We start from the raw sequence: 12,662 nt of genomic DNA on the forward strand, positions 1-12,662 counted from the left end.
ACCAAAGCCTGGAATGACAACAGCCGCCTTCTGATCCCGGAAGGCGGCTGTTATTTTTAGAGGGTCGGCTTGGTGCCTATTGCTGCTGTTCCAGCAAGGCGCGGTCCTTTTCGATCCGGCGGCTGGCAATCATGGCGATGACCGATGCGATAAAGCCGATCGGGATCACCACGGTCAGGGCCAGTTTCAGCGAGTCCGTTCCGTCACCAAAGGCTTGGCTCAGCAGGCCCGTCACCCACGGTCCGAGGAAGTAGGACAGCAGGGTGGTGATGGCCAGGAACAGCGCCGTCGCCGTGGCCCTGAAACGGTCCGGCAGGATGTATTGCAAGGTTGCATAGATGCCGACCGACCAGCCGCCGCCCAGCAGGCCCGCCGGAATGGCCAGCCACTTGGCCAGCGCAAACGAGTTGGACCAGGTCACAGCCAGAATAACCAGCGTCGCCGTGCCCAGTGCCAAGGCCGAAAGCCGCACCGGCCATGCCATGTCACGCTTGGCAAAACGGTCGGAAACCGCCCCAAAGCACAGCATGCCCAGCAAGCCGGCTATGCCGAAATTCACCGCAAAGGCAGTCTTGGCCACAACCGGCTCCAGACCATAGTTGCGGGTGAACAGCTCGGGTCCCCAATAGCCGAAGGCAATGCCCGACAGAGCACCCAGACCAAAGGCCAGCATCATCAGCACAAAGCTGGCATTGCGGGACAAGACCTTGATGAGCGACAGCATCGGGATCGTGACCGCCGGGGCGGTTTCGCTGACCACGCGAACCGGATCGCGCACTACAACCGCCATCAACACACCGACAAAGATACCGATCGTGCCCAGCAGATAGAAGGCGACACGCCAGTCATGCATCTCGGCAATGGCCGGACCACCCGCCTGACCGATGATCTGGCCGACATAGGTGGCGATCCCCAGAAGGCCAAAGGCCAGACCACGACGCTCGGGTTTGAAATAGGCCGCCAGCAGTGAATAGGCCGGTGCCGCAAACGAGGCCTCGCCAATGCCGACCGCGGCGCGGGCAATAGCCAGACTGACCTCGTCCTGCGCCATGCCGGTGGCGATGGTGGCCAGACTCCAGGTCACACAGCCGATGGCGATAATCATCTTGCGCGACCAGCGGTCCGCCAGACGCGCCAGCGGAATACCCGCCACCACATAGAGCACAACAAAGGCCGGCCCCATCAACAGGCCGATCATGCCGTCACCCAGACCGAACTCGGCCTTGATAGGTCCGATCAGTCCGGTCAGCAAAAAGCGGTCTGCGAAATTCACAATCGAGACCAGCAGCAACATGGCCAGAACCAGCCATGGACTGGTCAGTTTGCTGCTGGGGGGATTGGTTGTTTGTATCGTTGCCATATCCATCAATCCCTCAATACCGAGCCGCCATTGACGTGCCAGACCTGACCATTGACCCACTGGCCATCATCCGAGGCGAGGAAGGCGACCGCGCCCGCAATATCCTCGGGCTTGCCAAGGCGGGTGTGCGGCAACTGGGCCAGAAACTGTTGCGCGTATTCTTCGGTCAGATGCTGGGACAGGGCCTCGGTCATCACCATGCCGGGGCTGATGGCATTGGCGCGGATGCCCTGTTTACCGAATTTGCGGGCCACATGGCGCACCAGCGCATGGATGGCGTTTTTGGTCATCGGATAGGCGACCTGCATCGGGTTGCCCGAGGTGGCCGCGCCCGACGAGGTATAGATCATCGCCCCGCCGCCGCGCTCGATCATCACCGGCATAGCGGCCTGACTGGCCAGAAAATGGCTCTTGGTATTGATGGCGAACGAACGGTCCAACACCTCTTCGGTGCAGTTGAGGATGTCGATATCCCCTTCGGTGCCGCCCGCCAGATTGGAGTGGTAAAAGTCCAGCGCGCCGAATTCCGACAAGGCGGCCTGAACGATATTGGCCTGCGATGCCGCCGAGGTGCCGTCCAGCATGACCCCCACGGCCTGTCCGCCCGCGTCACAGATCAGTTGTGCGGTTTCTTGTGCCCAGCCTGCGTTTATGTCACCGATAACAACGCAGGCGCCTTCTTCGGCCAGTCGCCTTGCGGTGGCTGCGCCGATACCGCGACCTCCACCGGCGACAATACCGACCTTGCCTTTCAAGCCGCGCATCTTCACTCCCCAAACATCGCATTTTGCGTTCTTATGAAGTCAAGATAACACGCATATATCGAACGAAATGCAACACTAAACGCCATTATCGTATTTTATTACGAACTGAATGACGCATGAAGGAGGCGCGCGACCTATGGGAAATGACCTATCGACAAGAACAGCACTGATCACCGGCGCGGCCGAGGGCATTGGTCAGGGCGTGGCACACCGTCTGGCCCGTGATGGTGCCCGTGTCATTGTCGCCGATTATAATACGGAAGCGGGCGAGCAGACCGCACGCGACATCGAACAACGGGGCGGCAAGGCCCGCTTTATCGCCGTTGATATCACCGACAAGGACAGCGTTCTGGCCATGATGGCGGCGGCCGGCCCGGTCGATATTCTGGTCAATAATGCATGGCGCGGTCAGGGGATTGGCCGCATCGAAAACAAGACCGATGCCCAGTTCGACACCACCCTACGAATGGGGCTGTATGCCTGCCAGTGGACCATGCAGAGCGCCCTGCCCCACATGAAGGCGCAGGGCTGGGGCCGCGTCATCAACATGGCCTCGTTGAACGGTGTGAACGCCCATATGGGCAGCGCCGATTACAATGTCGCCAAGGAAGCCCTACGTGCCCTGACGCGCACGGCGGCACGCGAATGGGCGGGCTACGGTATTTGCTGCAACATCGTTTGTCCTGCCGCCCTGTCGCAATCGGCCCGCCGCATCATGGAACAGCAGCCCGGCATGATCGAGCGTATCAGCGCCGCCAACCCCATGGGCCGGATGGGCGATCCCGATGCCGATATCGGTGGCGTCTGCGCGTTTCTGGCCAGTGACGATGCGCGTTACCTGACCGGCAATACCTTGTTTGTCGATGGCGGTGCCCACATCAACGGCGTGGCGTGGGCACCTGATCTCGGCGAAGACTGACGCCTATAGGCGCGGGCGTTTATCCGCCCACGGTGCCGCCTTCTCCAACTGGCCTGCCAGTTGGAACAACGTCGCCTCGTCGCCATAGCGGGCCATAAACATCGCCCCCATCGGCAATCCCGAGGCGGACGTCGCCAAAGGCACCGACATGGCTGGCTGCCCTGTCAGATTGGCCAGTTGCGCAAACGGAGAGAAGACCGCGATCCTCTGTCCCCATTGGGCAAAATCGACATCCGGCGACAGATTGATCCTGCCCAGTTCCAGCGGCGGTGCCGCAAGGGTGGGCGACAGGATCAGATCATATGACTGCATGAAGCGGGCGACCTCGACGGCGGCGGTTTGCAGGGTGTTATTGGCCCGCGCAAAATCCATTCCTGTCGTCTGCTGGCCGTATCCGAAGAAGGCCAGCGTGATCGCTTCCAGATTATCGGGTCCGGGAACCAGCCCTGTCGCCTTGGCGCGATCGAGCAGGTCCGCCGCAATCGACGAGGCGCTCAGCACAAAGCTGGCCACGCCGATGGCGGCGGCATCCAGTTTCGGGGCCGCTTCCTCGACATAGTGGCCCAAGGCCTCGCATAGTCTTGCTGCCGCACGCGCCGCCTCGACCGCTTCTGCATCAACCGGACTACCCGAGGCGGGCGTCAGCATCAGCGCGATCCGCAACGGACGCGGGGCCTTGTCCACATAGGACAAGAACGTCCCTTCCGGCGTCGGGGCCGCATAGCGCGAACCCAGCTCGACCCCGTGCGTCGCATCCATGATGGCCGCACTGTCGCGCACCGAGCGCGTAATGGCATGGTGGACCGACAGTCCGCCCCAGCCTTCTGTGCGCGTTGGTCCCATCGGGATACGGCCACGGCTGGGCTTAAGGCCGAACAGGCCACAGCACGAGGCCGGAATACGGATCGAGCCGCCGCCATCGGTCGCATGGGCCGCAGGCAGGACGCCCGCAGCCACCGCAACAGCGGCGCCACCAGACGATCCGCCCGCAATATGGGCCGGATTCCACGGATTACGGGTGTCGCCCTGAAGCTTGTTTTCGGTACTGGCTGACAGGCCGAACTCGGGCGCTGTCGTCTTGCCGAACACCACAAATCCGGCCTTTTGGGCGCGGGTCACGATCTCGGAGGTGACGCTGGCCCGATCGCCTTTATAGAAGCGGCTGCCGTTCTCGGTCACTTCACCGGCGATGGTGGTGTTCAAATCCTTGACCAGCCACGGCACGCCGGAAAACGGCCCCTCGGGCAGACCCGCCGCAATGGCCGCGCGACCCAGATCATAATGTTCCTGGGCCATAAAGTTGAAACGCGGATTCAGCGCCTCGGTGCGCAGGATGGCCTCTTCCAGCAGTTCCGACGCCGAGACCTGTCGCTGGCGCACCAAGTCCGCCAGCCCCAGTGCATCATGCGTATCCAGCGGACTGCCGGACCGGACCGGAGCGGCCATAACACCCGCTGCCGGAGCCAGAGCCGCCGCAGCGGCTCCGGTTGCGATCAGGTCGCGTCGGCTCATCATGACGACGGCGTCGCGTAGTAGCGCGAATAGTATTTGCGGAACTGCGGGATCGGGCCGTCACCGTCACAGATGGTCGGGTTCGGTTCGTATTTCTGGCGGTCCCAGACGACCTTGTCCTGATCGAACTGCTTGCAGATATCGCGGATGATGGCCTTGGCCACCCCTGCCCGCTCGCCCTCGGCCTGCGAACGCGGCTGGGCAAAACAGAAGCGGGCATGGACGTGGTCCAACTCGACCGGCGTGATGCAGGCCACCAACAGGGTCTCGGAAATGCCGGTAAAGCGGGTCCAGCTCTGGCCCGGCCCCATGGTGTCATAGCTGATGCTGCCATCAACCTCGCCCCACGGCGTGCCCATCTTGGCCTTGACGTCGGCCCCGCGGCCCCACTCGTCCCAGCGCAGTTCGCCCAGCGGCACATTGGCGGTGCCGTGGATGAATTTGAAGTGGGCCACGTCCACGCCGTTCTCGGCCATGTTCTGGATATTGCCCCAGACATTCCATTCGTGGATTTCGTAATCGGTCCAGTCGGGGTCCGAGGCTTCCGGCTGGTGCTGGACCTCGAACAGGGGAGCGATATTGTCGGGGTGGTACCACATCCAGATCCAGCGATTGGCCTCGACCACCGGATAGGTTTCCGTGCAGCGGCGCTTGACCTTGGGCGGGATCAGCTTGGCATAGGGGATTTCCTTGACCACGCCCTCCTCGCCATCATAGCGCCAGGCATGGAACGGGCATTCCAGCAGGTTGCCGTACACCTTGCCGCCATAACCCATATGCGCGCCCAGATGCTTGCAATAGGCGTCGATGATGCGGACCTTGCCGTCCTCGCCGCGCCACATGGCCAAGTCCTTGGCGAAATAGCGCAACGGTTTCACTTCACCGATGGCCAGATCGCGTGACAGGTCGATGGCGTACCAGCCAAACGGGAAGCCGATATCCAGATTGCGCTCGGCTACCGAGGCGCGTCCCTTCACCTCGGCCTTGCGCCAGTCTTTCAAATCTTGACCGCGCAGCTTTTCGAGGATTTGCCAGACGGCTACCGGAGCGGTGCGGGCATCGGTGGCGGCAGCAGGTGTCGGTTCGGTCACGGGTTTCTCCTGCACTGTCATTTCAGGTCAAAGACTTTGATCGCGTTTTCACGCAGGAATTTCGGCCACACCCCGTCCTTGAACGGCACGTGCTGCATGTCCGAGAAGATGCGGTCCAAGCTCAGTCCCATCGGGAAGTAGCCGGCATAGATGATCTTGTCGGCACCGCGCGTATTGGCGTAGTCGATGATCGCCTTGGGATAGTGTTTCGGCGCAAAGGCGCTGGTCGAATAATAGAGGTTCGGCCATTTCAGCATCAGCTTGACGGCCAGTGCCTCCCACGGTTCGCCACCGTGGCGCATGACGACCTTCAGGTCGGGGAAGAACCAGCACACCTCGTCCAGATGCTCGACCTTCTGGTTTTCCATCGGGATACGCGGGCCGGGAATGCCGACATTCAGCATGATCGGAATGCCCAGCTCTGCCGCACAGGTATAGAGCGGGAACATATATTTGTGGTTGATCGGCACCTGCGGCAGCGTACCGGCGGGGAAGACGCTGATGGCGGAAATCCCGACCTCGGCATGCAGACGCTTGATGCGGCGCACCTCGTCCACGCCCTTGTTCGGGTCGCACGGCACGTCAAAGAAGAAGCGGTCGCCGTATTTTTCCTTGGCACGGCGCGAGGTGGCATTGTCGTTCCAGCCGACCATCGCCTTGTCGATGTTGAACCGGTCCATCTGTTCGACGGTCCATGTCACATAGTCATCGACATTGCTGGTCTGCGGAATGTCCTTGAACATGTACTGGGCCGGCATGGCGAATTGTTCGAGGGTCTGCTTGTCCTTGATCAGCGGACGAAAAGGATCGAACCAGTCGGAACGGTCATCCGCCTCGGGGATGCCCAGCATGGTGTCGATGACGCGGATACCTTCAGGCATAGCCATGGATTTTGTCCCCCGATTTCATTTTCGCAGCGGCAAGTTGCGGCCACGCGGCGCGCAGTGCCATTTTGTCGATCTTGCCCACATGGTTTCGCGGCAGAGGCCCGTCGGACACGATCACATGACCCGGTGCCTTGTAGCGGGCCAGTCGTTCGGCCACCCAGTCGATGATGCGGTCCGCGTTGTGGACATCGCCCCCGACCACCGCCACCAGTAGCTCGCCCAGACGTTCATCGGGGATACCGAAGGCGGCACATTCCGTGACTCCCTCGAACTCGCTCAGAACACGTTCGACCTCGGCGCAGTAGATATTCTCGCCGCCGGAAATCACCATGTCCTTGGTGCGGTCCACGATGAAGACATAGCCTTCCTCGTCGATATATCCGACATCGCCCGTACGCAGCCATCCGTCAGCGGTCATGGCCTTTTGCGTTTCCTCGGGACGGTTCCAGTAGCCCTTCATCACCATGGCGCTGCGGACCAGAATCTCGCCGCTTTCGCCCGCCGGCAGGATGCGGCCATCCGGTCCCTCGATACAGACACTGGCCAGAGGCAGCACCCGTCCCGCTGAGGCCCGTTTACGCATGAAGTCTTCGCCCAAGGCCTGAGCAAAGGCACCGGAGGTTTCCGTCATGCCATAGCCCACGCCCAGCACAATATCGGGGCAATGCTCGCGCAGGGAATCCAGCAGATTGATCGGCAGGGCCTGCCCGCCCGAGCCGATATTCTTCAGGCACGACACATCGTGATCCAGCAGCTTGGCCCCATTGACCAGATCCCAGATCATGGTCGGCACAGCGGCGAAGTTCGTGACCTTTTCGCGTGCGATCAGGCGCACCGCTTCCTCGCCGCTCCAGCGACGCATGATGACCACCTTCGAGCCCGCCAGCAGAGGCGACAGGAAGGCTGAGCCAAGCCCCGAAATATGGAACAGCGGATAGACCAGTAAACTGGCCTGTTGCGGCAGGTTGGCCATCAAGGCTTCCGGCGACATGCCATAGGCCTTGGCCATATTGTGCATCACCATGATGCCCGAAAGCTGTGACCCCATCAGCCCCGTAATCAGGCTACGGTGCGACAGGATCGCGCCCTTGACCCGTCCGGTCGTGCCGGAGGTGAACAGGATGGCGCAGTCATCACCGGATTGGGCGCTGCCGGTATTTTCGATCTCGCCAGACTGGCGACGCGCAATCTCTTCGGGCGGGAACGGCTTGGTCAGGTCCAGCATCCGGCCAGTATAACCGCCCTTGCGGATCAGTTCGGCCCGTCGGGTATCGGCCAGCACCACAGCCGGCTCGACATCCTCGATCATGGCGACGATTTCAGTCGGTGCGCCACGACTGTTCAACAGTGCAGCCACCCCGCCAGCCTTCATGACGGCCAGATAGGCCACCATCCATTCGGCACGGTTACGCATGCAGATCGCCACGCGGTCACCGCGCCCGATACCCAGCAGCGGGACCAGTTGGTCACGCCATGCAAAGACTTGCTCAAAGGTCAGGCGGCGCTCTTGCCCGTTGGACGAGAAGTCCACGAGGAAGGTCTTGTCGCCATGACGACGTGCCTGCTCGATCATCTGGTTGAGATCGGGGGCCGCATTGGCGAACTGGAGGAGGCCATCGACCTCCGCCAGCTCAAAGGGAGTTCCGGGGGCAGTGACAGCAGCGAATACGGGATCGATTTGCGTCATTGCCGGGCCTCAATAGACGGCTGCTGGATTTTTCGGGTGCGGACTGCCCAGCATTTCACGGTACGAGGGCCGTGTGGCACCGCGATCCGTCACGCCAAGGGTTTGCGCGATCTCGGCAGCGATCAGGGTCTGGCCCGACAGTTCGTCGCGCTGGGCCGACTTGTCGATCGCATCAATAATGTGGGCCGTGAATTCGGGGTTCTCGGCCGTCTTGATGAAGGCTTCGTACTGCTCGGGATTGGTCTGGCTGGCGATGGCCGAACGCTCGGTAATCAGCGGCCCCATCCAGATCGACACCGTCACCACGCCGGTACCGCGCAGGTCGTGTTCCATGTCGTGGGCAAACTTGTCCAGACCGGCCTTTTGCGCGCCATAGGCCGGACCGTGCATGTAGCAGGAACCGCCGAAGGACGAGCCGAAGGCGATGATGCCGCTGCCCTGTTTGGTCATGATCTTGGCCGCATGCCAGCTGGCCACATAGGCGCTGCGAAGGCCGACATCCAGAATACCGACCGCCTCGACTTCCTTCTCCCAGAAGGGTTTTTTCTCGATCAGCTGGTGATGGATATAGGTGGCATTATTGACCAGAATATCCAGTCGGCCCTGCTCGCGCATGATCTGGTCGAACAGGGCGGCCACCTGTGCGTCATCGCCATGGTCGCACACAACCGCGATGCCCTTGCCGCCCGCCTTGGTGACCTCGGCAGCCGTCTCGGCCACCGTGCCCGGCAGGACGCTGCCGTCCCAGCCCGTGGCATTGCCCGGCTGGATGGTGCGCCCCGTCACATAGACCGTATAGCCCAACTCGCCCAGGCCGCGCGCGATCCCCCGACCTGCGCCACGGCTTGCCCCTGTTACCAGTGCAATTTTCGTCATACCCTGTACTCCCCTACAGACGCATTTATGCTTTTGAGAAAACACTAGTCCATGATTTGCGAATGTCAAAGGGCTATAAAATACGCAAAACAGCTATGTAGTGACCGTATAGCTTTTGTTCGCGCATTTATCCTTTGGGCCAATCGCACATCATGCGTTCCTCAGCCGAAATTGGCCTGTCCGCCGTCCAGCGGCACAGTCGCTCCGGTCAGATAGCCCATATCCGGCCCGCACAAGGACACCACAGCGCGGCCGATATCCTCTTCCAGACGCCCGATACGGCCCAGAGGAATAGTGCGGAAAAAGGCCTCGGCCTCGACAGGATTACGCTCGACCCATTTCTTCAGGCCCGGCGATTCCGCATGGGGCGCAATCGCAATGGCGCGGATGCCCTCGCGTCCCCATTCGGCGGCGGCGGCACGGGTCAGGGTACGGATGGCCTGTTTGACCGCGCCATAGGCACCATAGCCGCTGGGATCCCACCGCTCGGCTGCCGATGAAGCCAGATTGATAATGGTACCACCACCACGGGCCACCATCACCGGATGCACCAGTTTCATCAGGCGGAACGTCGCCAGAGGGCCGGATTCAAATCCGGCTGTGAACGCCTCGTCGGTCACATCCAGCAGACGGCCCGCCGGCACTTCCTGCGCATTATTGACCAGAATATCGATGCCGCCGAAATGCTCGCAAGCCGCCGTGACAATGCGCGACAGGTCATCGGCATCCTTGACGTTTCCGGTCAGAGGCAGCGCCCTGCGGCCTCGCGCCTCGATCTCGGCACAGGTGGCGGCCAGCTTTTCAGCCGTGCGCCCGCATACGACGATGTCTGCGCCCGCGCTCGCCAGAGCCAGAGCGATGCCCTGACCGACCCCCTGTCCCGAACCGGTTACGAGGGCCACTTTGTTACTGAGGTCAACCACTTCAAAATCCCCAAGATTCGTATTTTATATATTTCACAGCTACGCATTTGATTGACAGCTCGTCAATCTAGACGTCAATTGCGGGAATAAGGCTAAAAATAGTCACTCTGAATATTGGGGTAGGGAAATGAGTGTGGATTTGTCCGGACAGGTTGCAGTCGTTACCGGAGGCAGTGACGGGATCGGCCTCGCCACCGCATCGCTGCTGGCCCAGCGCGGGGCGCAGGTGGTCATTTGCGGTCGCCGTCAGGAAAAACTGGATCAGGCCAAATCCGTCATTGAAGCCCAAGGTGGCAAGGTCGAAGCCGTCCAGCTCGATGTCTCCGACGAAGCTGCCCTCACGGCCCTGATCGAGAATACCGGCCAGAAATATGGTCGCCTCGACATGCTGGTGAACAATGCCATGTCCACCCACTATGCCCCCATTTCGCGCCTGACAGTGGATCACTGGCGCAAGGATTTCGCCGTTAATGCCGAGGCCGTTTTCGTCAGCACAAAGGCGGCGATGAAGATCATGGGTCAGGCCGGTAAGGGCTCGATCGTCAATATCTCCTCGACCTGCGGCATCCGTGCTGCGGCCAATATGTCCAGCTATTCGGCCTCCAAGGCGGCCATGATCCAGTTCACCTCGGTCGCCGCCATGGAAGGGGCCCGCAAGGGTATCCGCGTCAACGCCATTGTGCCCGGTCAGGTCCAGACCGCCGGCACCGAAGAGTTCAGCCAGCGCGCCCCCGATATCGCCGCCCGCACCGCCGATGCTATTCCGATGGGTCGCGGCGGTCTGCCCGAAGAATTGGCGCAGGCCATTGTCTTCCTGCTGTCCGATGCCGCCAGCTATATTACCGGCGTGGCCCTGCCCGTCGATGGCGGCAAGGCTGCCCAGATGTACCTGCCGTCATGAGCGCCGCTGTGACCTCCGGCGCGGCAGGCCAAGCCGCCACCAAATGGGACAAGGAAGTCGATGTCCTGATCGTCGGTTCGGGCGCGGGCGGGCTGATGTCCGCTCTGGTCGCCTCGCACCACAATGCCGAGGTTCTGGTGATCGAGAAGGACGCCCTGTGGGGCGGCACCTCGGCCACTTCGGGCGGCGGCATCTGGATTCCGGCCAGCGATCAGGCGGCAGCGGCGGGCTTTAATGACAGCACCGACGACGCCTTTACCTATGTGCGCAAACTGTCGGCCGATAATGTGCCCGACGCCAATATCCGCGCCTTTGTCGATAATGCCGCGCCCATGTTGCGCTGGATGACGGCCAATACGGCGATCAGCTATCAGGCCTTCCCCTATCCCGACTATCACGCCGAAAATCCGGGCGGTTCGCCGACGGGATTCCGCACCCATATGCCGCTGCCCATCGATGGTCGGGTGCTGGGCAAGGATGTGGCGAACATGCGCTTTGCCTCTCCGGCGGCCAGCCTGTTCGGCTATCTGAACTGGCATTTTGACGAAACCTATATCCTGCTGTTCCGCGCCAAGGGCTGGTGGAAACATCTGGCCAAGAGCCTGACCCGCTACTGGCTGGACCTGCCGTTCCGCCTGACCTCGCGCAAGGACCGTCGCCTGACGCTGGGCAATGCCCTGACGGGTGGTCTGCGCGATGCGTTGAACCAGCGCAATGTCCCCCTGTGGCTGAACAGCCCGATGGAGGACCTGATCCGCGAGGACGGCAAGGTTGTCGGCGTGCGCGTCAAGCAAAACGGCCAGACCCTGAACATCCGCGCCCGCAAGGGTGTGGTGCTGGCCGCAGGCGGTTTCGACAAAAACAAAGCCATGCGCCAGACCCATGCGCCGCTCTATCCCAACACCCAGCTATCGGGCGGGATCAGCAGCAATACGGGCGACAGCATCCGCGCCGGTATGGATGCAGGGGCGCAAACCCTGAACCTGCAATCGACATGGGCCGCGCCGGTCTTCTATGTGCCGGGCGAGGACCGTGGCCGCCTGTGCACGATTGAACGCGCCCTGCCCGGCTGCATGATGGTGGCGCAGGACGGCAAACGCTATCTGAACGAGGCGGCGTCCTATCACATTGTCGGCCAGCAGATGGCGCGTCGTCAGGCGCAAACCGGCGATGCCTCGCCGACATGGTTCGTGTTCGACCACCGCTATCGCCATTCGTATCCGGTGGGACCGCTCTATCCGATCCAGCCGGACTGGCTACATGGCAAGGGCGTGCGCTCGATCCTGAAAAAGGGCCGCACGGTCGCCGAACTGGCCAAGGCCATGGGGGTTGATCCGTCGGCACTGGAAGAGACGATCCAGAGCTTCAACACCCATGCCGCCAACGGTTCGGACCCCGTCTTCCATCGTGGCGAGGCGGCCTATGACAAGATGTATGGCGACCCGCGTGTCCAGCCCAATCCGTGCCTGCGTCCGCTGGATCAGGGGCCCTTCTATGCCATGCCGATCTATCCCGGCGATATCGGCACCAATGGCGGCCTTTTGACCAATGACAAGGCGCAGGTGCTGGACACCCAAGGCCAGCCGATCAGCGGCCTTTATGCCATCGGCAACAACGCCGCCTCGGCCATGGGTGAAAGCTATCCGGGCGCAGGTGTGACCCTCGGCCCAGCCCTGACCTTCGGCTATCTGGCCGCCCGCCACATCACAGGGGCGAATGACTGATCCGTCCGCGCCCCTAAC

Annotated in this window: 11 protein-coding genes; 3 read left to right on the forward strand and 8 right to left on the reverse strand. The window is 61.7% G+C overall.

The features are described from left to right. Positions 1 to 76: 76 nt before the first annotated feature. Together FHS64_RS00515 and FHS64_RS00520 are read right to left on the reverse strand one after the other, a co-directional pair. A complete protein-coding gene (locus FHS64_RS00515; RefSeq protein WP_167174108.1) occupies positions 77 to 1,360 on the reverse strand; it encodes a spinster family MFS transporter in 1,284 nt (427 codons plus the stop codon). A gap of 5 nt (positions 1,361 to 1,365) precedes the next feature. After that, positions 1,366 to 2,124, reverse strand: a complete 759-nt coding sequence (locus tag FHS64_RS00520) for an SDR family NAD(P)-dependent oxidoreductase (protein ID WP_167174111.1) — start codon at positions 2,122 to 2,124, stop codon at positions 1,366 to 1,368. Positions 2,125 to 2,260: 136 nt separating this feature from the next. Here FHS64_RS00520 and FHS64_RS00525 point away from each other — a divergent pair, with 136 nt between their 5' ends. Further along, positions 2,261 to 3,043 (forward strand): SDR family NAD(P)-dependent oxidoreductase, encoded by a 783-nt coding sequence (locus tag FHS64_RS00525; protein WP_167174114.1) that lies wholly within the window; start codon positions 2,261 to 2,263, stop codon positions 3,041 to 3,043. Between the two features lie 3 nt (positions 3,044 to 3,046). Here FHS64_RS00525 and FHS64_RS00530 read toward each other — a convergent pair whose 3' ends face one another. The 6 genes from FHS64_RS00530 to FHS64_RS00555 form a co-directional block, all read right to left on the reverse strand. Next, complete coding sequence (locus FHS64_RS00530) at positions 3,047 to 4,558, reverse strand: amidase (RefSeq protein WP_167174117.1); 1,512 nt, start codon at positions 4,556 to 4,558, stop codon at positions 3,047 to 3,049. Then, the gene (locus tag FHS64_RS00535; RefSeq protein ID WP_208380485.1) at positions 4,555 to 5,646 is read right to left on the reverse strand and encodes a Rieske 2Fe-2S domain-containing protein; all 1,092 of its coding nucleotides are present in this window, start codon (positions 5,644 to 5,646) and stop codon (positions 4,555 to 4,557) included. Before FHS64_RS00535 ends, FHS64_RS00530 begins: the two co-directional genes overlap by 4 nt. A gap of 17 nt (positions 5,647 to 5,663) precedes the next feature. Beyond that, positions 5,664 to 6,533, reverse strand: coding sequence for an amidohydrolase family protein (locus FHS64_RS00540; protein WP_167174123.1), 870 nt, complete (start codon positions 6,531 to 6,533; stop codon positions 5,664 to 5,666). Next, positions 6,520 to 8,220 (reverse strand): class I adenylate-forming enzyme family protein, encoded by a 1,701-nt coding sequence (locus tag FHS64_RS00545; RefSeq protein WP_167174126.1) that lies wholly within the window; start codon positions 8,218 to 8,220, stop codon positions 6,520 to 6,522. The genes FHS64_RS00540 and FHS64_RS00545 overlap by 14 nt, the downstream gene beginning before the upstream one ends. A gap of 9 nt (positions 8,221 to 8,229) precedes the next feature. Further along, on the reverse strand, positions 8,230 to 9,096 hold the full coding sequence (locus FHS64_RS00550; protein WP_167174128.1) for an SDR family NAD(P)-dependent oxidoreductase: 867 nt from the start codon (positions 9,094 to 9,096) through the stop codon (positions 8,230 to 8,232). Positions 9,097 to 9,257: 161 nt separating this feature from the next. Next, positions 9,258 to 10,019, reverse strand: coding sequence for an SDR family oxidoreductase (locus FHS64_RS00555; RefSeq protein WP_167174132.1), 762 nt, complete (start codon positions 10,017 to 10,019; stop codon positions 9,258 to 9,260). 133 nt (positions 10,020 to 10,152) lie between these two features. On the opposite strand from FHS64_RS00555, the gene FHS64_RS00560 reads away from it, so the two are divergent. Continuing rightward, on the forward strand, positions 10,153 to 10,920 hold the full coding sequence (locus FHS64_RS00560; protein ID WP_208380487.1) for an SDR family NAD(P)-dependent oxidoreductase: 768 nt from the start codon (positions 10,153 to 10,155) through the stop codon (positions 10,918 to 10,920). After that, positions 10,917 to 12,644: an FAD-dependent oxidoreductase gene (locus FHS64_RS00565; RefSeq protein WP_167174138.1), complete on the forward strand. Its 1,728-nt coding sequence runs from the start codon at positions 10,917 to 10,919 to the stop codon at positions 12,642 to 12,644. Before FHS64_RS00560 ends, FHS64_RS00565 begins: the two co-directional genes overlap by 4 nt. Positions 12,645 to 12,662 lie beyond the last annotated feature (18 nt).

The sequence above is a fragment of the Brevundimonas terrae genome, assembly GCF_011761985.1.
Lineage (GTDB): Bacteria > Pseudomonadota > Alphaproteobacteria > Caulobacterales > Caulobacteraceae > Brevundimonas > Brevundimonas terrae.